The following is a 24405-nucleotide window of genomic DNA, read 5'->3' as shown; positions in this document are numbered from 1 at the left end:
CACCCTGTGGCGAGGGGGCTTGCCCCCGTTCGGCGGCGAAGCCGTCGTAAATCCGGTATGCACGGTGTATCAGGTAAATCGTGGTTGCAGGTTTTGGGGCCGCTGCGCAGCCCAACGGGGCGGTGCGGCGGTCCGACAAGCCCCCTCGCCACAGTGAATGCGTACTCCCTCCTATCGATCTTTGCTCTTGCTGTAACAGTCCTTTCATGAATCCGCTCTTTTTCCCCTCGCTCAAGATCCTTATCTTTGCCCGCACCAAACAGCACTTGCCAAGCAAGAAGGTTTTAAAGATGTCCAACAGTATGGGTATTGCCAGCGCTTTCGTTTTGTCCTCTTTGTTCCTGTCGCCACTGGCGATGGCGGAAGAATCGCAGACTTTCGTCGCACATAACGCCGCACGCGCTGCAGCGCTCGAAGAGCATCAGATCGAGATGACGGCCAAGGCTGCGCAAGACGCCCAAGCCCCGCAAGCCTTGACCACTCAGGCCCGGCCACAGGTCGAGAAGGACAGCTGATCCGCACCGTTCACTCCCGCTTCCCACGACACTGTTCATCGGCTCTTCCCTTTGAAAAGTTGTCTGTAAAGCCGCTGCTTTCAGCGGCTTTTTTTATCGCGGCGATTCAACTTTCATTGCAGTTTTCGCAACGACAAGCGCTGATGCCCACGCCATTGACCAGTCGTTAGAGCAACAGGCACGATTCACCCGGCTGCTACGTTAATGCAACTACGCTTACAACGTCCCTTTAGCAGACGTCAGCCCTATGACCGCAAGCCGCACCCCACATTTTCTAGGCCCATCCGGGCGACCCGAGATCATGGTGATCTTCGGAAGCACCCTGACGGTCATCTCGATCCTGTGCATCGTCACTTTTCTGCTGATCCGCGAACACGCCTACGCCCAGCAGATCGCCACACGCAGCGCGACCACCATTGCGCAACTGATCGATGCCGATGTCCTGCGTACGGTCGAGCTCTATGATCTGACCTTGCAGGGCCTGATCGCCGCTGCCCAACGGGACGACCTGAAACAGGTTTCGCCGCAGATTCGTCATCTGGCGCTGTTCGACCGCTCCACCACCGCGCGCTACAAGGGCGACATCCTGCTGCTGGACAAGCACGGCGACGTACTGGCCGACTCATCGTTGATCGAACCGAAACCGGGTAACTTCGCTGACCGCGACTATTTCCTGGCCCATGTCTTCAATCGTGATACCGGCATGTTTATCAGCCGACCGTTCAAGCCGCGCTGCGACTGCGATGACAGCGACCAATGGCGCATCAGTTTCAGCCGGCGCATTTCCTCGCCCACGGGTGAGTTTCTGGGGGTCGCGGTAGCCTCGATGCGCATGAGCTACTTCGATCAGTTGTTCAACAGCCTCGACATCGGCACCGGCAGCACGCTGGGCATCATCAACAATGACGGGATCCTCCTGGCGCAGAAGCCGTACCGGGAACCGCACTCCATCGGCAAAAGCTTCTCCAGCCGCCCCAACGTCGTACGCATGCTGCAGGAGCGCAATGGCACCTTTGAAAGTGTGTCGAGTGTCGACCATCAACGGCGCTTGTACACCTTTACCCGGGTCGGCAACCTGCCACTGACTGTCATCGTGGCCCTTTCTGTGGATGAGGTGTTCGCCACCTGGAACCGTACGGCCTATGTGATCAGCGGTGCTACCGGGGTTTTGTGCATCGGTTTGCTGTGGCTGACCTGGCTGCTCTGCCGCGAGTTGCGCCTGCGCCAGAGTGCCGAGCAGGAATTGTCGCAACTGGCGGCCACCGATGCCTTGACCGGCGTGGCCAACCGCCGATCCCTTGATCAGACTCTGCGCCATGAATGGTTTCGCGCGCAGCGCAGTGGCAAGCCGTTGTCGTTGCTGATGATCGATGCCGATCACTTCAAGGCCTTCAATGACCGGCACGGGCATCAGGCCGGCGACGAAGCGTTACGGGCATTGGCCGAGGTCATCAGTGCCAATGTCCACCGCCCCACAGACCTGGTGGCGCGCTACGGGGGCGAAGAGTTTTCGGTGGTCCTGGCCGAAACAGGCGGTGACGGTGCACGGCAGATTGCCGAACATATTCGTGAGGCTGTACAAAAACTGCCACTGGTCGACGCCGGTGAGCAACCGATGAGCGTGAGCATCGGTATTGCCACCTGGACGGCGGCCAGCGAAATCACCCTCGAACAGTTGCTGTTCAGCGCGGACAAGGCGCTGTATCAGGCCAAGGAGAGGGGGCGTAACCGGGTGGTTTGTGCCAAATAGGATTTTCATTGGATGGGAGGACGCCATCGCGAGCAAGCTCGCTCCCACAGGGGAATGCAATCATCTGTGGGAGCGAGCTTGCTCGCGATGAGGCCAGCCCAGGCACTACGAACTTCGGGCATAAAAAAAGGCCACCCGAAGGTAGCCTTTAAAAAACTAGAGAGGTTTTTTGCTTACACGGCCGCAACCGGGCGCATGTAAGAGATCGGTGCAGTGCTGGCGTCTTCGAACGTCACGACTTCCCAGGCATCTGTCTGCTCAATCAACTTGCGCAGCAGCTGGTTGTTCAGTGCGTGGCCGGACTTGAAGCCCTTGAACTCACCAATCAGGCTATTGCCCAGCAGGTAGAGGTCACCAATTGCATCGAGGATCTTGTGCTTCACGAATTCGTCTTCATAACGAAGACCGTCTTCGTTCAGTACGCCATCGGCGTCGACCACAATAGCGTTTTCAACACTGCCGCCGAGTGCGAGGTTGTGCTTGCGCAGGTACTCGATGTCACTCATGAAACCAAAGGTACGGGCGCGGCTGACTTCTTTTACGAACGAAGTGCTGGAAAAATCCACGCTTGCACTTTGGGTACGGTCACGGAAAACCGGGTGATCGAAATCGATCTCGAAGCTCACTTTGAACCCTTCGAAAGGGACGAAAGTAGCGCGCTTGTCGCCATCTTCCACTGTCACTTCACGCAGGATGCGGATGAACTTCTTGGCGGCGTCCTGTTCTTCCAGGCCAGCCGATTGAATCAGGAATACGAAAGGTCCGGCGCTACCATCCATGATCGGGACTTCGGACGCGGAGAGCTCGACGTAGGCGTTATCGATGCCCAGGCCTGCCATGGCCGAGAGCAAGTGCTCTACCGTGTCCACTTTGACGTCACCGTTAACGAGCGTGGTCGACATAGTGGTTTCACCAACGTTTTCCGCGCGGGCAGGAATCTGCACCACGGGATCGAGGTCGGCGCGACAAAACACAATGCCAGTGTCGACAGGCGCTGGCTTGAGGGTCAGATAGACCTTCTCCCCGGAGTGCAGGCCGACACCTGTGGCACGGATAATATTCTTCAGGGTGCGTTGTTTAATCATGGCATGGGCCGCTTCAGCGCAAATTGCGAACTGGTATCAACAAAGGCTGGCGATGATAGCAGACCACGCCTTTGCTGAACACCAATCACCTTCATAGCCCTGATACATTTCATCAATCGGCCTGACGACGCAGGAAAGCCGGGATGTCCAGGTAGTCCAGGTCATCTTGCGGATTCATCTTCGCGGCAGTCGCAGCACCGGCCTGGGCCTGGTTGCGCATGACGGTCGGACGGTCCAGGTCACGGTAGTTCACCGCTGGAGCTTCCTGACGAACAGGGGCCTGTTGTTGTGGCTGTGCAGCCATCGAAGTGTGAACGGTATTGTCGATGACCTTCACAGGCTTCTCGATTTTAGCGCCCAGACCGGTTGCAACGACAGTCACGTGCAGCTCGTCGCGCATGTCCGGATCGATAACGGTACCGACCTTGACCATCGCGTGTTCCGAAGCGAATGCCTCGATGATGCTACCCACGTCGGAGTATTCGCCCAGGGACAGATCCGGACCGGCGGTAATGTTTACCAGGATGCCGCGAGCGCCTTGCAGGTTCACGTCTTCCAGCAGCGGGTTGCGAATGGCCGCTTCGGTGGCCTCGCGTGCACGGTTCGGACCGCTGGCGCAGCCAGTGCCCATCATCGCCATGCCCATTTCGCTCATCACGGTACGCACGTCGGCGAAGTCGACGTTGATCATGCCCGGACGCTTGATGATGTCGGAGATACCGCGAACGGCTCCGGCCAGTACATCGTCAGCCTTGGCGAAAGCCGACAGCAGGCTGGCGTCTTTACCGAGGATGGTCAGCAGCTTCTCGTTGGGAATGGTGATCAACGAGTCGACGCTTTCGGAGAGCATGCGGATGCCTTCGTCGGCGATCTGCATACGCTTGCGGCCTTCGAACGGGAACGGACGGGTCACCACCGCAACGGTGAGGATGCCCATTTCCTTGGCCACTTCGGCGATGATCGGCGCAGCACCGGTACCGGTACCGCCGCCCATGCCAGTGGTGATGAACACCATGTTGGTGCCCTGCAGGACTTCGGCAATGCGCTCACGGTCTTCCAGAGCGGCTTGACGGCCGACTTCAGGGTTGGCGCCAGCGCCCAGGCCCTTGGTCACACCGGTGCCCAGTTGCAGGATGGTACGCGCGCCGATGTTTTTCAGCGCTTGAGCATCGGTGTTGGCGCAGATGAACTCGACGCCTTCGATGTTGCTCTTGACCATGTGGTTGACAGCGTTGCCGCCGCCACCGCCGACACCGATAACTTTGATTACCGGGCTTGCGGGGATGTTGTCTACGAGTTCGAACATTTTCCCTCTCCTTTACATTCTCTAGTTTTTTCGCCTACTGCGTGCTTCGGTGTAACGGTGTTGCGGTAAATCTTCAGAAATTGCCCTGGACCCACTTCTTCAGGCGGTCCAGCAGCGGAGCCTGTGGCTCTTCGTTGCTGTAGCTGTCGCGGCTGCCGATGCCCGAGAACGAGATGCCGTCGGACTGCTTCTGCAGGCCGTACATCAACAGGCCGACGCCGGTGGAATAGATCGGGTTGCGTACTACGTCATCCAGACCTTTCACGCCATGCGGTACGCCCAGGCGCACCGGCATGTGGAAGATTTCCTCGGCCAGCTCGGTAGCGCCTTCCATCTTCGCGGTACCGCCGGTCAGCACGATGCCGGCCGGGATCAGATCTTCGTAGCCGCTGCGGCGCAGTTCGGCCTGGATCAGCGTGAACAGTTCGTCGTAGCGCGGCTCGACCACTTCGGCCAGGGCCTGGCGGGACAGTTCGCGTGGCGGACGGTCGCCAACACTTGGCACCTTGATGGTTTCACCGGCACCGGCCAGTTTGGCCAGGGCGCAGGCGTAGCGAATCTTGATTTCTTCGGCGTACTGGGTCGGAGTGCGCAACGCCATGGCGATGTCGTTGGTCACCTGGTCACCGGCAATCGGGATGACCGCGGTGTGACGGATCGCACCTTCGGTGAAGATCGCGATGTCGGTGGTACCGCCACCGATGTCCACCAGGCACACGCCCAGCTCTTTCTCGTCGTCGGTCAGCACCGAGTAGGCGGAAGCCAGCTGCTCGAGAATGATGTCGTCGATTTCCAGGCCGCAGCGACGCACGCATTTTTCGATGTTCTGCGCGGCATTGACGGCGCAGGTGACCACGTGGACCTTGGCTTCCAGACGCACGCCGGACATGCCCAGCGGCTCGCGGACGCCTTCCTGGTTATCGATCACGTAGTCTTGCGGCAAGGTGTGCAGCACGCGCTGGTCAGCCGGGATCGCCACGGCCTGGGCAGCGTCGAGCACGCGTTCGAGGTCGGCAGAACTGACTTCGCGATCACGAATCGCCACGATGCCGTGGGAGTTCAGGCTGCGGATGTGATTGCCGGCCACGCCGACGAATGCCGAGTGAATGCGGCAACCGGCCATCAACTGCGCTTCTTCGATGGCGCGCTGGATCGATTGCACGGTGGATTCGATATTCACCACCACGCCTTTTTTCAGGCCACGGGACGGATGGGTACCGATCCCGACGATTTCCAGCGTGCCGTCGTCCGCGACCTCGCCTACCAGCGCCACCACCTTGGAGGTGCCGATATCGAGACCGACGATCATTTTGCCGCTTTGCACGTTTGCCATGGGTCCTGCCTCTTCTTAATTCTTCGCGACAGCGGGTTGGGCTGCCGTGGGCGCTACAGGTTCCCGCCAGCCAACGGCGAGGCCGTTGGCGTAGCGCAGATCGATGCGCGCAATGTTCGTAATCTGTTCTTTGAGCGTCTTGTCATAGATGGCGATGAAGCGGCGCATCTTTTCCACCTGGTTGCCGCGTCCGAGCAGCAGTTCGATCCCCGGGCCGGCACTGCCGGGTCCGGTGGTCAGGAACCAGCTGCCGCGTTCACGCAACTCCAGGCGTGCAATCGAGAAGCCCAGAGGCCGGAGCATCTGACTCAACACCTGGTATTGCTGCATCACCTGCTGCTGGGCCCGCTGCGGGCCGAACAGCTGAGGCAAGTGTTCGTAGTTCGCCAGCTCGCGCGGGGTGAAGGCCTGGCCCTGGTTGTTCAACAGCGATTCGTCACCCCAACGGGCCACCGGCAGTTGTTCTTCCAGGCGGATCACCACTTGATCCGGCCACACCCGACGCACTTCGGCGTGGGCAATCCATGGCATCGTTTCAAGCTCGGTACGCATGCTCGCCAGGTCGATGGTGAAGAAGCTCGACGCCACGTACGGGGCGATCCGCTGCTGCACCGCTTGCTGGCTGATGTAACTCAGGTCGCCCTGCACGTTGATCCTGGAGATCGGCCGGTCGGCATACGGCAACAAGCGTGTCGCGCCTTCGTAAGTACCGAACCCCAAGGCCACCAGCAGCACCGGCCAGAACAACGCTTTGAGAAAACCGAAGTTGGCTTTCGGCAGGCGCGCGGACATCGGCTCTTTGGCCACCATTCGGCTGGCACCCCGTGGCACCGGCTTGCGGCCGGGTGCGGGAGGCTGATGTCTGAGCTGGGCGCCTTGCATGGCCTTAACCTCTCGTCGACTCTTGGTGACCGGCAGCATTGCCGGCAACACTCTCGGCCAGAATCGCCAGCACCAGTTGCTGGAAATCCAGACCGGCGGCACGGGCCGCCATCGGCACCAGGCTGTGATCGGTCATGCCCGGTGCGGTGTTGACTTCCAGGAACCAGAACTGCCCTTCGGCGTCCTGCATCACGTCTGCCCTGCCCCAACCGGCGATACCCAGCGCTTCACAGGCTTTCGCCGTGAGTTCCATGAGTTCCTGTTCCTTGGCGCTGTCCAGACCGCATGGAATGCGGTACTGGGTATCGTTGGCGATGTACTTGGCGTCGTAGTCGTAGAAGCTGTGCGTCGTGCCCAGGGCAATCGGAGGCAACACCTGGTCACGCAGAGTGGCGATGGTGAACTCCGGACCGTGAATCCATTGCTCGACCAACACTTGCGAATCGTAGGTACTGGCCGCTTTCCATGCGTCGATCAATTCGGACGCGGAACTCACTTTGGCCATACCGATACTTGAACCTTCATGGGCCGGTTTGACGATCAAAGGGAAGCCCAGTTCCGTCGCTGCCGAAATACAATCGGCCTCGCTGCAAAGGACTGCGTGACGTGGCGTCGGAATGCCCAGGCTGTGCCAGACCTGCTTGGTGCGCAGTTTGTCCATCGCCAGGGCCGACGCCAGGATGCCGCTGCCGGTGTACGGAATGCCCAGGCATTCGAGCAGGCCCTGCATGCTGCCGTCTTCACCGCCACGACCGTGGAGAATGATGAAGGCGCGGTCGATCTTTTCGCTCTGCAGACGCTGCAGCAGGTCATCGCCCACGTCGAGGCCGAACGCGTCGACACCGGCGCTTAGCAGCGCGTCGAGAACCGCGTTGCCCGACTTCAGGGACACCTCGCGCTCGGCACTCTTGCCGCCGAACAGCACGGCGACGCGGCCGAAGTCTTTCGGCGCGATCGTGGAGAACAGGTTGGCGTAGGCAGCAGTCATTTCAACGTCCCCTTCTCCGGTGCGGCAACGGCACCGGCGAACAACTCGCTTTTCAACAGTTTTGGTGCGAGACCGCCGATATCACCGGCGCCCTGGCACAGCAGGATGTCGCCGGCACGCAGCAGCGGCTTGACCACTGGCGCGAGGTCGACACCACGCTCGATGTAGATCGGATCGAGCTGGCCACGCTGACGGATGCTGTTGCACAGTTTGCGGCTGTCGGCACCCGGAATCGGCTCTTCGCCGGCCGGATAGACCTCCATCAGCAGCAGCACGTTGGCGTCGGCCAGCACATTGACGAAATCGTCGTACAGGTCACGGGTGCGGCTGTAACGGTGTGGCTGGTAGACCATCACCAGGCGGCGCTCCGGCCAGCCACCGCGTACGGCCTTGATCACGGCCGCGACTTCGGTCGGGTGGTGACCGTAGTCGTCGACCAGCATCACGTTGCCGCCGTCCACCGGCAGTTCGCCATAGACCTGGAAGCGTCGGCCAACACCCTGGAAGCCGGACAGGCCCTGGACGATGGCTTCATCGCTGACGCCTTCGTCGGTGGCGATGCAGATGGTTGCCAGTGCGTTCAATACGTTGTGGTTGCCCGGCATGTTCACCGACACATCCAGCGGCTCGCGGTCAGGGCGCAGCACAGTGAAGAAAGTCTGCATGCCCTGCTGGCGCACGTTGATGGCACGCACGTCGCAGTCTTCGCCGAAGCCATAGGTCACAGTCGGACGCTTGACCTGCGGGAGGATTTCACGCACCACCGGATCGTCCAGACACACCACCGCCAGACCGTAAAACGGCAGATTGTGCAGGAATTCGACGAAGGTTTTCTTCAGCTTGTTGAAGTCACCGTCGTAGGTCGCCATGTGATCGGCGTCGATGTTGGTGACCACGGCCACCAGCGGCTGCAAGTGCAGGAAGCTGGCGTCGCTTTCGTCGGCTTCGGCGATCAGGTAGCGGCTGGTGCCAAGCTGGGCATTGGTGCCCGCGGCATTCAGGCGGCCACCGATGACGAACGTCGGGTCCAGGCCACCGGCGGCGAACACCGAGGCGATCAGGCTGGTGGTGGTGGTTTTGCCGTGGGTACCGGCAACGGCGATACCGTGACGATAACGCATCAGCTCAGCCAGCATTTCTGCACGCGGCACCACCGGAATACGGCGCTCCAGCGCGGTTGCGACTTCCGGGTTGGACGTGTTCACCGCGCTCGACACCACCAGCACGTCGGCGGCAGCGGCGTTCTCGGCGCGGTGGCCGATGAAGATCTGCGCCCCGAAGGATTCCAGGCGCTCGGTGACCGGGGACGCCTTCAGGTCGGAGCCGGACACGGCATAACCCAGGTTCAGCAGCACTTCGGCAATCCCGCACATGCCCACACCGCCGATACCGACGAAGTGGATGCGACGGATGCGGCGCATTTCCGGTTGTGGCATGGCTTTCTGACTCTCAACCATGGGCCACCTCCAGGCAGCTATCGACGACGTTACGGGTGGCATCGGGTTTGGCGAGGCGGCGTGCCGCGGTAGCCATTTCGTTGAGTCGTTGTGGTTGCATCAGGACCTCTGTCAGGCGAGCGGCAAGATCCGCTGCACCAGTCGTTCTTTGTGGCATCAGGAAAGCTGCGCCTTCACGGGCCAAATATTCGGCGTTGCGGGTCTGGTGATCGTCGATGGCATGGGGCAAAGGCACCAGCATCGAGGGCAGACCGGCGGCGGCCAGTTCACTGATGGTCAGCGCGCCTGCGCGACAAACCACCAGGTCGGCCCAGCTGTAGGCTTGGGCCATGTCTTTGATGAAGGGCTGCACCTGCGCCTCGACGCCAGCCGCGCGATAGCGCTCTGCAGTCACTTCATCGTGGTTTTTGCCGGCCTGATGGAACACTTCCGGACGCAAATCGGCAGCGACTTGCGACAGGGCTTCAGGCAGCAACTTGTTCAACGGTTCTGCGCCAAGGCTTCCGCCAAGGATCAGCAAACGCGCCTTGCGACCGACCAGGGCAGGTCGCGATGTCTCGAGGAACAGCTCGGTGCGCACCGGGTTACCGGTGGTCCGGCGGCTGTCCGACAGGGTAAAGGTGTCGGGGAACGCTTCACAGACTCGGGCGGCCAACGGCACCAGCAACCGATTGGCGGTACCGGCCACGGCGTTCTGTTCATGAACGATCACCGGCACGCCGGCCAGTTTGGCTGCGACACCGCCAGGGCCGGTCACAAAGCCACCAAAGCCCACGACGCAGACCGGTTGCAGACGGCGAATGATCGTCCGTGCCTGCCAGACCGACTTGAACAACATGAACGGTGCCTTGAGCAGGGACAATTTGCCCTTGCCCCGCAGACCGCTGGCGTTGATCCGGTGCAGTTCGATGCCGGCTGCCGGCACCAGATCGTTCTCGATGCCACGCGGGGTACCGAGCCAGTGCACGGTATAGCCGCGCGCCTGGAATTCGCGGGCACAGGCCAGCGCCGGGAACACGTGGCCCCCAGTGCCGCCGGCCATGATCATCACGTTAGCGCCCATGGTGCGGCTCCTCGGCGAAGTCGCTCTCATGGAACTCCATCTCCTCGCTGCCCAGGTGGGTTCGACTTTCCCACTCGATGCGCAGCAACAAGCCGAGACAGGCACAGCAGATCACCAACGAACTGCCGCCGTAACTGAGGAACGGCAGGGTCAGACCCTTGGTCGGCAACAGGCCGACGTTCACGCCGATGTTGATCAGGAACTGGCCGATCCACAGGAACGACAGGCCGTAGGCAACATAGGCGGCGAAGAACTGCTTGGCCTTCTCGGCCCACAGTCCGATGTACATGCCACGAATACACACGAAGACAAACAGTGCCACGGTGCACAACGAACCCACCGCGCCCAGCTCTTCGGCCAGGACCGAGAACACGAAGTCAGTGTGGGCCTCAGGCAGGTAGAACTGTTTCTGCACGCTGTTGCCCAGGCCAACGCCCAGCCATTCGCCGCGGCCGAAAGCGATCAATGCCTGGGACAACTGATAACCGGCACCGAACTGGTCGGCCCACGGATCGGCGAAGTTGGTCAGGCGCGCCATCCGATACGGCTGCATTTGAATCAACAGCACCACCGCGCCGACGGCCAGGACCACCATCAGGGAAAAACGGAACAGCCCGACGCCGCCAAGGAACAGCATCGCCGCCGCGGCCCCCATCATCACGACCGTGGCACCGAAGTCCGGCTCCATCAGCAGAAGGCCCGCCATCGGCAACAGCACGATGAACGGCTTGAAGAAGCCCATCCAGCTTTCACGCACTTCCTTCTGGCGGCGCACCAGATAACCGGCGAGGTAGATCACCACGAACACCTTGGCGATCTCGGAAGGCTGGACGTTGAAGAAACTGAAGCCGATCCAGCGCATGGAGCCGTTAACCTCACGGCCAATACCCGGAATGATCACCATGATCAGCAAGCCGAACGCACCCAGCAACATCAGCCAGCCCAGGCGCTGCCAGGTGGCGATCGGGATCATCATGGTGACGATGCAGGCACCCAGGCCCAGCACCACGTAAATAAGGTGGCGGATCATGTAATACAGCGCGCTGCCCGACTGCACGGCCGCCACTTCGGTGGATGCCGAGGCAATCATGATCAGGCCCAGGCCGAGCAGCGTCAGGCAACCGGCGAGCATCGGGAAGTCGAGGTCGATACCGCGCCCGGTGATGAGCGGCGATGGATACGGCTTGATGATGCCTTTGAGGCTCATGCCAGATCCTCCACGGCTTGGACGAACTGGTGGCCACGGTCTTCATAGTTCTTGAACATGTCGAAGCTGGCGCAGGCTGGCGACAGCAGCACTACGTCGCCCGGCTGGGCGGCGGCGCGGCATTGTTCGACGGCTTCGACCAGGGAAGCGACGCGGATCAGCGGAACGGCGTCGCCAATGGCGTCGCCGATCTTGTCCGAGTCGCGGCCCATCAACACCACGGCGCGGCAGTTGGCCGCTACCGGATCGCGCAGGTCCTTGAACTCGGCACCCTTGCCGTCACCACCGGCGATCAGCACGACCTTGCCGTCGATGTCCGTGCCCAGGCCTTCGATGGCGGCCAGCGCGGCGCCGACGTTGGTGGCCTTGGAGTCGTTGTAGTAACCCACGCCATCAAGGTCGCGGACCCATTGGCAGCGATGCTCGAGACCGGCGAAGGTGCGCAGGCTCGACAGCATGGCATCGAACGGCAGGCCGACCGCATGGCCCAAGGCCAGGGCCGCCAAGGCGTTGGACTGGTTGTGGGCGCCACGAATCTTCAACTCACGCACCGGCATCAGGTTCTGGAATTCGAAGGCCAGGTATTTCTCGCCGTCTTCTTCACGGATGCCGAAGGCTTTGAAGTCCGGTTTGCTCAGACCGAAGGTCCAGCACGGTTGGCCCTCACCCATCAACGGACGGCTCAGGGCATCCTGGCGATTGACAACAAACTGTCTGGCACCACGGAAGATCCGGTGCTTGGCCAGGTGATAGGCCGGCAGACCGCTGTAACGGTCCATGTGGTCTTCGCTGACGTTGAGCACGGTCGCCACTTCGGCGTTGAGTTGATCGGTGGTCTCCAGCTGGAAACTCGACAACTCCATCACGTACAGCTCAACGTCATCGCGCAGCAGATCCAGAGCCGGTGTACCGAGGTTGCCACCGACGGCAACGCGCTTGCCCGCCGCCGCTGCCATTTCGCCGACCAGGGTGGTGACGGTGCTTTTCGCGTTGGAACCGCTGATGGCCACGATCGGCGCCTTCGCGTTACGCGCGAACAGCTCGATGTCACCGGACAATTTCACGCCACGTACGGCGGCAGCCTGCAGGGCCGGGGTCGCCAGCGCCAGGCCGGGGCTCACGTAGAGCTCGTCGGCGCGGCACAGGAATTCGACGTCCAGCTCGCCACAACGCACTTCCACGTGCGGATAGTCACGCTTGAGCGTGGCCAGTTCCGGTGGATTTTCCCGCGTATCGGCCACGGCAAACGCCACGCCCCGGTTCGCCAGGAAGCGAACCAGGGACATGCCGCTCTTGCCGAGGCCGACAACGATGCGGAAGTGGTCAGAAGCGATCAGAGACACGAGTTTCTACCTCAGCTTCAGGGTGGCAAGGCCGATCAGCACGAGAATCACGGTGATGATCCAGAAACGGACGATCACTCGTGGTTCAGGCCAACCCTTGAGTTCAAAGTGGTGGTGAATGGGCGCCATGCGGAATACGCGGCGACCGGTCAGTTTAAAAGAGGCGACCTGAATGACGACTGACAGGGTTTCCATCACGAACACGCCGCCCATGATGAACAGGACGATTTCCTGACGGACGATCACCGCGATGGTGCCCAGGGCCGCGCCCAGCGCCAGTGCGCCGACGTCACCCATGAAGACTTGTGCCGGATAGGTGTTGAACCACAGGAAGCCCAGACCGGCGCCAATCAGTGCGCCGCAGAACACGATCAGTTCGCCCGCGCCCGGTACATAGGGAATCAGCAGGTATTCGGCGAACTTCACGTTACCCGACAGGTAGCAGAAAATGCCCAGGCCGCCGCCCACCATCACCGTCGGCATGATCGCCAGGCCGTCGAGGCCGTCGGTCAGGTTGACCGCGTTGCTCGAACCGACAATCACGAAATAGGTGAGGACGATGAAGCCTGCGCCCAGTGGAATGCTGTAGTCCTTGAGCATCGGCAGGATCAGCGTGGTTTCCACCGGCGTGGCGGCAGTCATGTAAAGGAAGATCGCCGCGCCCAGGCCGAACACCGATTGCCAGAAATACTTCCAGCGGCTTGGCAAGCCACGGGAGTTTTTCTCGATCACCTTGCGGTAGTCGTCGACCCAGCCGATGGCGCCGAACAGCAAGGTCACCAGCAGTACGACCCAGACGTAACGGTTGCTCAAGTCAGCCCAAAGCAGGGTGCTGACGCCGATGGACGACAGGATCAGCGCACCGCCCATGGTCGGTGTGCCCGACTTGGACAGGTGCGACTGCGGGCCGTCATTGCGAACGGATTGACCGATCTGACGGTTCTGCAAAGTGCGGATCATCCACGGGCCGTAGCACAGCGACAAGACCAGCGCGGTCAGTACACCGAGAATCCCGCGCAGGGTCAGGTACTGGAAGACCGCGAAGCCTTTGTAGAACTGTTGCAGATACTCCGCTAGCAGCAGCAGCATTAATGTTTCTCCAGGCTGGACCCGCACAAGGCGGCGACGACGTTTTCCATCGCAGCGCTGCGCGACCCCTTGATCAAAATGGTGGTGTTTGTGTCTTGCTCGGCGCCCAGGGCATTGATCAGTTCAGCCTGCGTGCTGAAGTGAAAAGCCTCTGGACCGAATGCCTTCACGGCGTGAGCCATCATTGGCCCGACGGCGTACAGCGCGCAAACCTTGCCACGGGCGTACTCGCCCACGTCGCGGTGCCCCTGCTCCGCCCATTCGCCCAACTCGCCGATATCCCCGAGCACCAGGACGGTGCGACCGGAAAAGCCGGCCAGTATATCAACGGCAGCGCACATGGAGGTGGGGTTGGCGTTGTAAGTGTCATCGATCACGCGCATGCCATTGCTGGCCAATTGCGCGACGGTGCGGCCCTTGACCGGTTGCACCGCACCAAGACCGGTGGCGATACCGAACAGCGACACACCCAGGGCATGGGCGGCAGCGGCGGCGGCCATGGCATTGGCGACGTTATGGGTGCCGAGCAGGTTCAGTTGAACGCGCTCTACACCTTCAGGGCTGTGCAGATTGAATGCCGGGCAGCCACGGGCATCGGTGGCCAGGTCACTGGCGTAGAAATCGGCACTGGTGTTGCTCAATGCAAACGTCAGCACCTTGCGAGCACCGGCACGCGTCTTCCAGATTCCGAATGCCTTGTCGTCGAGATTGAGCACTGCGACGCCATCGGCCTCCAGCCCTTCGATGATCTCGCCCTTGGCCTCGACGATTTTTTCCGGACCACCAAACTCGCCAACGTGGGCGGTCCCGGCATTGTTGAGAATGGCCACGTGCGGCTTGGTCAGGCCAACGGTGTAGGCAATTTCGCCAAGGCGCGAAGCACCGAGTTCGATCACTGCCGCTGCATGCTCCGGTGCCAGTTCGAGCAGGGTCAGCGGCACACCGAGATCGTTGTTCAGGTTGCCACGGGTCGCCAGTACCGGGCCACGGGTGCGCAGGATGCTCGCAAGCATTTCCTTGACCGTGGTCTTGCCGCTCGAACCGGTGACGGCCGCGACCGGATGGGTGTAGGCGGCGCGATTGAGCGCACCCAACTGCCCGAGTGCCTGACGAGTATCGCTGACCAGTAACTGCGGCAGTGTGCTGCCGGCGACTTCGCGCTCGACCAGCGCGGCCACGGCGCCCTTGGCAGCGACTTCATTCAGATAATCATGACCATCGAAGCGCGGACCGGTCAGGGCAATAAACAGCTGACCCGGCTTGATGGCGCGGCTGTCGATGCTGACGCCGTCGAAACTGGCATCGGTCGACACCAGGCGAGCATTCAGCGCGCCGGTCAGCTCGCTCAGTTGCAAGGCCTTAAGCATGGGCCACCTCCCATGCGGTCAAGGCATGATCGGCCTCGACCAGATCGGAAAAGGCATGACGCTCGCCGTTGATTTCCTGATAGTCCTCGTGACCTTTGCCGGCCAGGACAATCACGTCATCCACCGAGGCACTGGCGATCAGGCGGGCAATCGCCTGACCACGACCGGCAACGAACTCCACTTTATCCACAGCCGTGAAACCGGCGCGGATGTCATCGAAAATCACCGATGGATCTTCAGTGCGCGGGTTGTCATCGGTCACCAGCACGCCATCGGCCAGGCGCTCGACAACTTCGGCCATCAACGGACGCTTGCCGCGATCGCGGTCACCGCCACAGCCGAACAGGCACAGCAACCGACCCTTGGCGTGTGGACGCAGGGCCGTCAGGACTTTTTCCAGGGCATCCGGGGTGTGGGCGTAATCGACTACCACCAGTGGTTGAGTGCCGCCGCCGAGGCGCTGCATGCGACCGGCCGGGCCTTCGAGCTTCGGCAGCACCTTGAGAATTTCGTCCAGTGCGTAATCCAGGCCAAGCAAGGCGCCAACCGCTGCAAGCACGTTGCTCAGGTTGAAACGGCCGAGCAAGGTACTGCGTAGATGGTGTTCACCCTGCGGCGTGACCAGCGTGGCGCGCACGCCTTCGTCGTCGAACTGCGCTTCACGACAATAGAGGTAGGCACTGCTGTCGAGCAGGCTGTAGGTGATCAATCGCGATTCACGTTTTTCAGCAGCCAGTTGCCGCCCGAAGTCGTCGTCGAGGTTAACCACCCGGCATTTCAGTTCGTTCCAGGCGAACAGCCTGGCCTTGGCTTCACCGTAGGCCTGCATGGTGCCGTGGTAATCCAGATGATCGCGAGACAGGTTGGTCATCACCGCCACGTCGAAGGCCAGTGCCGTCACGCGGCCCTGGTCCAGACCATGGGAAGAAACTTCCATCGCCACGGCTTTGGCACCAGCCTTTTTCAGGTCGCCCAGCGTCGCCTGCATGGCAATCGGGTTCGGCGTGGTGTGCAGGCCGCTTTCCAATGCACCATAGAAACCGCAACCGAGGGTGCCGACGATGCCGCAATGCTGACCAAGCAGATCCAGCGCCTGGGCAACCAGTTGAGTGACACTGGTTTTGCCGTTGGTGCCGGTCACGCCGATCAGGTTCAGATGATGGCTTGGCTCGCCATAAAAACGTCCGGCGATGTCCGACAACTGAGCGGCCAGCCCTTTGACCGGAATCAAGGGAACCTCGGTGATTGGCAGCACAGTGGCACCCTCCACCTCATAGGCCACCGCAGCCGCGCCGCGTTGCAAAGCGTCGGCAATGTGCGCACGCCCATCGAATTTCCCGCCCGGCACGGCGAGGAACAGATCGCCCGCTCGCACGTTGCGGCTGTCCAGGGCGAGCTCGCGAATCAGTAGATCGTGGCCGGCGTGAGGGAAAATTTTGTTCAGGCTCAGAGACATCAGCCACGCCCTCCATTGGCTTTCAGCGGAACGACCGGTGTTGCGTTCGCTTGTTGAGTAGGTGGCAGGTTGTCCGGGGTGATGTTCATCAGGCGCAGGGTGCCCGACATCACGCGGCTGAACACCGGCGCGGAGACCAGGCCACCGAAGTAGCCGGCTTTGGTCGGTTCATCGATTACGACCACGATGGCGTAGCGTGGATCGCTCATCGGGCCGAAACCGGCGAACAGCGAACGGTAGGAGTTCTCGGCGTAACCCTTGGTGCCAACCGAGGTTTTACGCGCAGTACCCGACTTGCCACCCACGTGATACGCCGGCACCTGCGCACGGAACACACCGCGCGGGGCTTCGATCACTTGTTGCAGCATGGTTTGCATGGTTTTCGCGACAGCTTCTGGCAATACCTCTGTGGTTTGCGGTGCCTTGTCGGTCTTGATCAGGGTCAGCGGCGCGAGGCGGCCGTTGTTGGCCAGGGCCGAGAAGGCGTGGACCAACTGGATCGCGGTCACGGAAATACCGTAGCCATAGGACAGCGTGGCGGTTTCCGCCTTACGCCATTCGCGATAATTCGGCAGGTTGCCAACGCGTTCACCCGGGAAGCCCAGGCCGGTGTCCTGGCCGAGACCGAGTTTCTGCGCCAGACGGAAAATGGTTTCGCCGCCGATATCGAACGCGACCTTGCTCATCCCGACGTTACTGGAGTTGATCAGGATGCCGGTCAGGTCGAGCACCGGGCCTTCGGTCTTGGAAACGTCCTTGATGGTGTACTTGCCAATCTGCAAGGAGCCCGGATACACCTCGACGGTGTCGCTCGGTTTCCAGCGACCGGTTTCGATGGCGGCGCTCATCGAGATCGCTTTCATCGTCGAACCCGGCTCGAACACGTCGATCATCGCGCGGTTACGCATCATCGCCGGTTGCAGGCTGCGACGGTTGTTCGGGTTATAGGTCGGCTGGTTGACCATCGCGAGAATCTCGCCGGTCTTCACGTCCATGATCACCAGGCTGCCGGCCTTGGCGCCGTTCTCGATGATCGCGTTGCGCAATTCGCGGTTGGCCAGGTATTGCAGGCGCAGGTCAATGGACAACGCCAAGGGCTTGCCGGCCTTGGCGTTTTTGGTGACCTGGACATCCTTGATCAGCCGGCCGCGCCGGTCCTTGATCACCTGACGCTTGCCGGGAACCCCGGCCAGCCATTCGTCGTAGGCCAGTTCGACGCCTTCACGACCGTGATCGTCAATGTCGGTAAACCCGACCATATGGGCGGTGACTTCGCCGGCAGGATAAAAGCGCCGGAACTCTTCGATGCCATAAACACCCGGCACTTTCAGATCGAGCACAGCCTGGCCCTGCTCCGGGGTCAGCCCGCGCACCAGATAGATGAATTCTTTGTTGGCCTGGGCTTCGAGTCGTTCGGCCAGGGCTTTCGGGTCCTGCCCCAAGGCAGCCGCCAGTGCCGGCCACTTCTCTTTGGCCGTTTGCATTTCCTTGGCATTGGCCCAAAGGGTGGTGACCGGAGTACTCACGGCCAAAGGCTCGCCGTTACGGTCGGTGATCAGGCCACGGTGAGCCGGAATCGGAATATGACGAACACTACGGGCATCGCCCTGACCTTTAAGGAAGGCACGGTCGACCACTTGCAAATCGATGATGCGCCAGGCAATCGCGGCCACCATGATGCCGAGCAAGCCCAGCACCAGGCGGAACCGCCAAGGAAAGAGTGCACCTTCGAGTTTCATCATGGCGCCACCATCTTCACGTCAGCGGCACCGGGGATGTGCATTTTCAATTGTTCGGTGGCCAGCACCTCGATACGGCTGTGGGCGGTCCAGGTGCTCTGCTCCAGAATCAACCGCCCCCACTCTGCCTGCGCCTTGTCGCGCACGCTCAATTCGTTGTACAGCGAATTCAATAGCTGACGGTTCCAGTGCGCGCTGTAGGACACGCCGATGGCCGAAACGAGCACGCCGACAAACAGCAGCAGCATGAAGAAGCTTCCGCCGGGCAATGGCTTGGCGAAAAGCTTGCTCACCGCAGCTTCTCCGCCACACGCATGACTGCGCTTCGCGAACGTGGGTTGGCTTTGAGTTCGGCGTCAGAGGCCGTCTGCGCTTTGCCATGGACTTTGATTTTCGGTTCGAAGGCGACATGCCGAACCGGCAGGTTGCGCGGCAGGTTGTCGGCTTCGCCTTTCACCAGCTTGCGCATGAACAGTTTGACGATACGGTCTTCCAGCGAGTGGAAGCTGATCACCACCAGGCGACCGCCCACTTCCAGGCACTCCAACGCGGCTTCGAGGCCGGTTTCCAGATCACCCAGTTCGTTGTTGACGTGAATGCGCAGGCCCTGAAATGCGCGGGTTGCGGGGTTCTTGCCCTTTTCCCATGCCGGGTTGGCGACCTTCAGGACTTCTGCCAGGTCACCGGTGCGCTCGAATGGCTTGATGTCGCGGCGCTCGGCCACGGCACGGGCCATGCGGCCGGAGAAACGCTCTTCGCCGTATTCCTTGAACACCCGGGCGATTTCTTCCACAGGAGCGGTGTTGACGAATTCGGCGGCGCTGATGCCACGGGACGGATCCATGCGCATGTCCAGCGGGCCGTCGTTGAGGAAGCTGAAACCGCGCTCAGGGTCGTCGAGCTGTGGCGAAGACACGCCCAGATCCAGCAGAACGCCGCTGACCTTGCCGGCCAGACCGCGCTCGGTGACTTCCGAACCGAGCTCGGCAAAGCTGCGCTGCACAACGACAAAGCGGCCGTCTTCGGCCGCTAGCGTCTGCCCGGTGGCAATCGCTTGTGGATCCTTGTCGAATCCGAGCAAGCGACCATCGGGACCGAGCTGGCTGAGGATCAACCGGCTGTGCCCGCCGCGCCCGAACGTGCCGTCCAGATAGCAACCATCAGGACGTACGGCGAGAGCCTCGACGGCTTCGTCAAGCAGTACGGTGATGTGGTTAAAGCCGCTATCAATAGTCACAGGATCAAATCACGCAGTTCATCAGGCATCGCGCCCGGTTGTTGAATAGCAGCCAGGTCAGCGGCAGAAACCGCGTTCCAGGCATCCTCGTCCCACAATTGGAACTTGTTCAGCTGGCCTACCAACATCGCGCGCTTATCCAACTTGGCATATTCACGAAGACGCGGCGGAACCAGAAAACGACCACTGCCATCGAGCTCGAGATCGACGGCATTACCAATCAGTAAACGTTGCAGGCGGCGGTTCTCTTCGCGAAGCGAAGGCAGTGCGCGCAGTTTAGTTTCAATAATTTCCCACTCATCGAGGGGGTAAACACACAAACAAGGATCAACGGCATCAATTGTCACGATCAATTGACCGGAACTACGCGAATCAAGCTCGTCACGGTACCGGCTCGGCATTGCGAGACGGCCCTTTGCATCGAGACTGATAGCGTTGGCTCCGCGAAACACGTCAGCGTTTCTCCAAATTCTAGCGTTTTGAGTTCAAAAAACCCACTTCATGCCACTTTCCGCCACTTACGCACACTATAGGAATGCGCCCACCACACCGTCAAGGCGCGGATTAAAGGAAAACCCTTACAGAACTGAGATTTAGGATCATTAGCGGAGGGGTAACGAGAATCCGGCACATGAAACTGCCCGATAACTTGAATCAGCGCAGGAGGCTGCGTTCGAAAGTTAAAGTAATTTATTAAGAGTAAGATTTTTTTGGTATTACAAAAGAGGTTCTGCGGATGAATGTGTAAGGAGGGAAACCGGTGCTGCGTGGAGTTTATGCGATTCCTACAAGCGCGGGCTAATCGATATCACAAAACCGCTTCTCCCGACGCTTGTGCAAGGAGGGAAATTGCTATCACCATTCCCCTTGCCCATTGATTTAAGCAGAGGGGAAAAAAAGGTGGAGAGTCGATCTGTAAGCCGGGTTCTGTCTTGAACAGTCATTCGTCTACGATGGCCATCACTGGACATCTTTAGCAACCTACCCGGTCCCAGCGCGGGCCACGCCTTGGGACCCTATTTGGTCTTGCTCCAAGTGGGGTTTACCTAGCCACGAACTGTTGCCAGACGTGCGGTGCGCTCTTACCGCACCTTTTCACCCTTACCGGCGCCGAAGCGCTTAGGCGGTTATTTTCTGTGGCACTTTCCGTAGGCTCACGCCTCCCAGGCATTACCTGGCACTTCGCCCTATGGAGCCCGGACTTTCCTCCCCCCCCTAATTTTCATAGAGGGCAGCGACTGTCCGATCGACTCTCCGCCGCAAAGGTTACCGGCAGAGCGCCCGAAGAACAAGCGTTAAGCGCCGGTGCGCACGCCTGCGCGTCGGGTTTTACTCGCCCTTCTGCTTATCCAGCGCGATCTGGTACAGCACATTCTTTCGTTCACCGGTGATTTGCGCCGCCAAAGCCGCCGCACGCTTGAGCGGCATTTCTTCGAGCAACAAATTGAGGATACGCATCGCCTCGCTGCTGACAGCGCCCTCCTCCTCGGGGGCAGACCAGCCCGCCACCAACACTACGCACTCGCCGCGCTGCTGATTGCCGTCCGACTCGACAAACTCGCGCAGCTCGGCCAAAGGCAGCCCCTTGAGGGTTTCAAACGTCTTGGTCAGCTCACGGGCAAGCAGTGCCGGACGCTCGGGGCCGAACACCAGCTCCATGTCTTGCAGGCATTCGAGTATGCGATGCGGGGCCTCATAGAAGATCAATGTGCGAGGCTCTTCCTTTACCTGTTCGAGGCGCGCTCGCCGCCCCACCGCCTTGGCCGGCAGAAACCCTTCGAAAATGAAACGATCGGATGGCAGCCCCGCCGCCGACAACGCCGCAATCAAGGCGCAGGCACCCGGAACCGGCACCACGCTGATGCCTGCCGCGCGAGCCTGTCGCACCAGGTGATAACCCGGATCGGAAATCAGCGGCGTTCCGGCGTCAGAGATCAATGCAACGTTATCACCGGCAAGCAGACGCGTGATAAAGCGACTACCTTCATCCCGCTCGTTGTGTTCATGGCAGGCGGCCAAAGGCGTCGAAATGCCGAAGTGTTGCATCAAGCGCTGCGAATGACGGGTGTCTTCCGCGGCGATCAAGGCCACTTCACGCAGAATCTTCAGCGCCCGCGCACTGATGTCATCCAGGTTGCCGATGGGCGTCGCCACCACATAAAGCGAGCCAGCAGCAGAATTCAAAGCACCTGGAGCAGTCAAAGCGCACACCTCATGATCGGTAAAAGTCGCCATTGTAGCGCGTAGCGAGGCTCATGCTACGCGCATGCAATCGCGCCATCGGCGAGCGTTTGTGCGCTGGCGCAACATTTACACCAGCTAAATTGATCGATTCATGCCAGTAACATCGCGCCCCGGCCAGTGCTTGGGTACAATTCCACGCTAATTTGATCGAGTATCAGGAACGCTTACATGATCGCTTGCCTGCGGCTGTTATCTGCCCTCTGCCTCGCTGCCTTGCTGGCGGCTTGCGCCAGCTCGCCCTCGTCCAGCCTTGGCGAACTACCACGGACACCGGACGCCAGTATCGAGCAACTGCTTGAGAAGGCCGCCCAAAGCAAATCTGCGGAAGATGCCGCCCTTCTGCGCTTGAGCGCTGCCGACCTGGCCTATCGCCAGGGCAATGCCGGCCAGTCCGCGCAAATCCTGCAACAGGTCCCGGTCGAGCAGCTCAAGCCGGGGCCGCAGATTTTCGCCAACACCCTGACGGCTGAACTGGCCATGACCCGCAATCAGCCCAAGGCCGCACTGACCGCCTTGAACCACCCAAGCATGCAATACTTGAGCGAACTGCCCGACGAACAACAGGTCCGCACCGGCACCGTTCACGCCCGCGCCCTGGAGGCCGATGGCCAGACCCTCGCCGCCGCTCGCGAGCGCATTTCCATTGCCCCGATGCTCGAAGGTGAAGCCGCGAGCAAAAACCATGAAGCGATCTGGACCCTGATCGCCTCGCTGCCGACCGAGCAGTTGCAGCCGAACGCCAGCGACGATCTCGGTGGCTGGATGGCCCTGGCCCTGGCCGTGAAATCCGCCGGCACCCTGGAGCAGCAACAGGCCGCCATCGACAACTGGCGCGCGCAGAATCCGAAACACCCGGCCGCCCTTCAATTGCCGCAGCCACTGACCCAACTCAAGGAACTGGCCAGCCAGCCCCTGAGCAAGATTGCCCTGCTGCTGCCTCAGGAAGGCCAGTTGGCCTCGGTTGGCAAAGCATTGCGCGACGGTTTCATGGCTGCCCACTACCAGGCACAACAGGCCGGGCAGAAACCACCTGCCATCGAGTTTTATGACAGCTCGCGCCTGACATCCATGGACGAGTTCTACCGCAAGGCCCAGGCCGATGGCGTGCAACTGGTCGTCGGCCCGCTGGAGAAGCCGCTGGTCAAACAGCTGAGCACTCGCCCGCAACTCCCGATCACCACCCTGGCACTGAACTACAGCGAAGGCGATCAGGGCCCGGCGCAGTTGTTCCAGTTCGGTCTTGCCGCTGAAGACGAAGCCCGTGAAGTGTCGCGCCGCGCTCGCGCCGACGGCCTGCATCGCGCAGCCATCATGGTGCCGAAAGGCGAATGGGGCGACCGCGTGCTCAAGGCGTTCAGCCAGGATTGGCAAGCCAATGGCGGTACCATCGTTGCCACCGAACGCGTCGACCAACCGGTCCAGTTGGCCCAGCAGATTGCCGACATGTTCCAGCTGCGCCAGAGCGAAGGTCGCGCCAAGAGCCTGCAAAGCACTGTTGGCTCGCAAGTGGCAGCCCAGCCGTCGCGCCGCCAGGACATCGAATTCATCTTCCTCGCCGCCACGCCGCAACAGGCCCAACAGATCAAGCCGACCCTGAACTTCCAGTACGCGGGCGATGTACCGGTCTACGCCACCTCTCACGTGTTCAGCGCCAGCGGCGACGTCAACCAGTACAACGACATGAACGGCATTCGTTTCTGCGAAACACCCTGGCTGCTGGACGCCAACGACCCACTGCGCCGCCAGGTCACCGCCCAGTGGCCACAAGCCGCCGGTAGCCTGGGACGTCTGTACGCCATGGGCGTGGACGCCTATCGGCTGGCGCCGCGCCTGGGCCAGCTCAAGTCTCTGCCGGACAGCCGCATCGACGGTGAGTCGGGCAGCCTCGGCATGACTCAGAGCCAGCGGGTCGTGCGCCAGTTGCCATGGGCCCAGTTCGCCAATGGTCAGATCCAGCGCCTGCCGGACACCGCCCGCTGATGCCTGACAGGTCACGCCAGCAAAGCGGTATGGATGCCGAGCGCCACGCGCTCGAGCATCTTCAACAACAGGGTCTGCGCCTGCTGGCGCAGAACTGGTTGTGCAAACGCGGCGAGCTTGATCTGGTCATGCTAGATGGCGATACAGTAGTATTCGTTGAAGTCCGCTACCGAAAAGACACTCAATGGGGTGGCGCGCTCGATAGCATCGATGAGCGCAAACGGCAAAAGCTGATTTTCGCCGCGCAATATTTTCTTCAGCGCGAGTCGCGCTGGGCCAATTCCCCTTGCCGCTTCGACGTGATTGCCATCGACAGCCACCTCGATCAGCTGAACTGGCTACAGAATGCCTTCGATGGCTGATC

The 24405-nt window shown here is 60.9% G+C and carries 21 protein-coding genes and 1 other RNA gene; 4 read left to right on the top strand and 18 right to left on the bottom strand.

Features of this window, described 5'->3' with window-relative positions:
- Positions 1-290 precede the first annotated feature (290 nt).
- Both Q8X48_RS00570 and Q8X48_RS00565 read left to right on the top strand, forming a co-directional pair.
- Positions 291-515, top strand: a complete 225-nt coding sequence (locus Q8X48_RS00570; protein WP_407799582.1) for a hypothetical protein — start codon at positions 291-293, stop codon at positions 513-515.
- A 247-nt stretch (positions 516-762) separates the two neighbouring features.
- A complete protein-coding gene (locus Q8X48_RS00565) occupies positions 763-2265 on the top strand; it encodes a sensor domain-containing diguanylate cyclase (protein WP_407799145.1) in 1503 nt (500 codons plus the stop codon).
- Positions 2266-2438: 173 nt separating this feature from the next.
- Here Q8X48_RS00565 and lpxC read toward each other — a convergent pair whose 3' ends face one another.
- The 18 genes from lpxC to rsmI all read right to left on the bottom strand — a co-directional run bounded on the left by lpxC (position 2439) and on the right by rsmI (position 22052).
- Positions 2439-3350, bottom strand: coding sequence for a UDP-3-O-acyl-N-acetylglucosamine deacetylase (lpxC, locus tag Q8X48_RS00560; protein ID WP_007939852.1), 912 nt, complete (start codon positions 3348-3350; stop codon positions 2439-2441).
- Between the two features lie 112 nt (positions 3351-3462).
- Complete coding sequence (gene ftsZ, locus Q8X48_RS00555) at positions 3463-4656, bottom strand: cell division protein FtsZ (RefSeq protein ID WP_007972612.1); 1194 nt, start codon at positions 4654-4656, stop codon at positions 3463-3465.
- A gap of 73 nt (positions 4657-4729) precedes the next feature.
- Positions 4730-5989, bottom strand: a complete 1260-nt coding sequence (gene ftsA / locus Q8X48_RS00550; protein ID WP_007972611.1) for a cell division protein FtsA — start codon at positions 5987-5989, stop codon at positions 4730-4732.
- 15 nt (positions 5990-6004) lie between these two features.
- On the bottom strand, positions 6005-6871 hold the full coding sequence (locus Q8X48_RS00545; protein WP_015096761.1) for a cell division protein FtsQ/DivIB: 867 nt from the start codon (positions 6869-6871) through the stop codon (positions 6005-6007).
- 4 nt (positions 6872-6875) lie between these two features.
- Positions 6876-7859, bottom strand: coding sequence for a D-alanine--D-alanine ligase (locus tag Q8X48_RS00540; protein WP_126047472.1), 984 nt, complete (start codon positions 7857-7859; stop codon positions 6876-6878).
- The gene (gene murC / locus Q8X48_RS00535; RefSeq protein ID WP_046041927.1) at positions 7856-9316 is read right to left on the bottom strand and encodes a UDP-N-acetylmuramate--L-alanine ligase; all 1461 of its coding nucleotides are present in this window, start codon (positions 9314-9316) and stop codon (positions 7856-7858) included. The genes Q8X48_RS00540 and murC overlap by 4 nt, the downstream gene beginning before the upstream one ends.
- On the bottom strand, positions 9309-10379 hold the full coding sequence (murG, locus tag Q8X48_RS00530) for an undecaprenyldiphospho-muramoylpentapeptide beta-N-acetylglucosaminyltransferase (RefSeq protein ID WP_407799144.1): 1071 nt from the start codon (positions 10377-10379) through the stop codon (positions 9309-9311). Before murG ends, murC begins: the two co-directional genes overlap by 8 nt.
- Positions 10369-11586: a putative lipid II flippase FtsW gene (gene ftsW / locus Q8X48_RS00525; protein ID WP_095965532.1), complete on the bottom strand. Its 1218-nt coding sequence runs from the start codon at positions 11584-11586 to the stop codon at positions 10369-10371. Before ftsW ends, murG begins: the two co-directional genes overlap by 11 nt.
- The gene (murD, locus tag Q8X48_RS00520) at positions 11583-12929 is read right to left on the bottom strand and encodes a UDP-N-acetylmuramoyl-L-alanine--D-glutamate ligase (RefSeq protein ID WP_407799143.1); all 1347 of its coding nucleotides are present in this window, start codon (positions 12927-12929) and stop codon (positions 11583-11585) included. The genes ftsW and murD overlap by 4 nt, the downstream gene beginning before the upstream one ends.
- A gap of 6 nt (positions 12930-12935) precedes the next feature.
- Complete coding sequence (gene mraY, locus Q8X48_RS00515) at positions 12936-14018, bottom strand: phospho-N-acetylmuramoyl-pentapeptide-transferase (RefSeq protein ID WP_015096766.1); 1083 nt, start codon at positions 14016-14018, stop codon at positions 12936-12938.
- A complete protein-coding gene (locus Q8X48_RS00510) occupies positions 14018-15385 on the bottom strand; it encodes a UDP-N-acetylmuramoyl-tripeptide--D-alanyl-D-alanine ligase (protein ID WP_407799142.1) in 1368 nt (455 codons plus the stop codon). Before Q8X48_RS00510 ends, mraY begins: the two co-directional genes overlap by 1 nt.
- Entirely contained in the window at positions 15378-16841 is a 1464-nt protein-coding gene (locus Q8X48_RS00505; protein ID WP_407799140.1) for a UDP-N-acetylmuramoyl-L-alanyl-D-glutamate--2,6-diaminopimelate ligase, read from the bottom strand. Before Q8X48_RS00505 ends, Q8X48_RS00510 begins: the two co-directional genes overlap by 8 nt.
- A complete protein-coding gene (locus tag Q8X48_RS00500) occupies positions 16841-18580 on the bottom strand; it encodes a peptidoglycan D,D-transpeptidase FtsI family protein (RefSeq protein WP_193601783.1) in 1740 nt (579 codons plus the stop codon). The genes Q8X48_RS00505 and Q8X48_RS00500 overlap by 1 nt, the downstream gene beginning before the upstream one ends.
- A complete protein-coding gene (gene ftsL / locus Q8X48_RS00495; protein ID WP_007998257.1) occupies positions 18580-18873 on the bottom strand; it encodes a cell division protein FtsL in 294 nt (97 codons plus the stop codon). Before ftsL ends, Q8X48_RS00500 begins: the two co-directional genes overlap by 1 nt.
- Positions 18870-19817: a 16S rRNA (cytosine(1402)-N(4))-methyltransferase RsmH gene (gene rsmH / locus Q8X48_RS00490; RefSeq protein WP_407799139.1), complete on the bottom strand. Its 948-nt coding sequence runs from the start codon at positions 19815-19817 to the stop codon at positions 18870-18872. Before rsmH ends, ftsL begins: the two co-directional genes overlap by 4 nt.
- Positions 19814-20269, bottom strand: coding sequence for a division/cell wall cluster transcriptional repressor MraZ (gene mraZ, locus Q8X48_RS00485; protein WP_007917012.1), 456 nt, complete (start codon positions 20267-20269; stop codon positions 19814-19816). Before mraZ ends, rsmH begins: the two co-directional genes overlap by 4 nt.
- A gap of 448 nt (positions 20270-20717) precedes the next feature.
- Positions 20718-21071: RNase P RNA component class A (gene rnpB, locus Q8X48_RS00480), an RNA gene on the bottom strand.
- Between the two features lie 75 nt (positions 21072-21146).
- Complete coding sequence (gene rsmI, locus Q8X48_RS00475; protein ID WP_407799138.1) at positions 21147-22052, bottom strand: 16S rRNA (cytidine(1402)-2'-O)-methyltransferase; 906 nt, start codon at positions 22050-22052, stop codon at positions 21147-21149.
- A 177-nt stretch (positions 22053-22229) separates the two neighbouring features.
- Here rsmI and Q8X48_RS00470 point away from each other — a divergent pair, with 177 nt between their 5' ends.
- Both Q8X48_RS00470 and Q8X48_RS00465 read left to right on the top strand, forming a co-directional pair.
- The gene (locus Q8X48_RS00470; protein ID WP_407799137.1) at positions 22230-24041 is read left to right on the top strand and encodes a penicillin-binding protein activator; all 1812 of its coding nucleotides are present in this window, start codon (positions 22230-22232) and stop codon (positions 24039-24041) included.
- Positions 24041-24403: a YraN family protein gene (locus tag Q8X48_RS00465; protein WP_095965538.1), complete on the top strand. Its 363-nt coding sequence runs from the start codon at positions 24041-24043 to the stop codon at positions 24401-24403. The genes Q8X48_RS00470 and Q8X48_RS00465 overlap by 1 nt, the downstream gene beginning before the upstream one ends.
- Positions 24404-24405: the final 2 nt, after the last annotated feature.

The sequence above is a fragment of the Pseudomonas sp. QLc11A genome, from assembly GCF_052112305.1.
In the GTDB taxonomy this organism is placed as follows: Bacteria; Pseudomonadota; Gammaproteobacteria; order Pseudomonadales; family Pseudomonadaceae; genus Aquipseudomonas; species Aquipseudomonas laurylsulfatiphila.
Note: the sequence above shows the minus strand (reverse complement) of the source record. Positions and strands in the feature narration are given on the sequence as shown.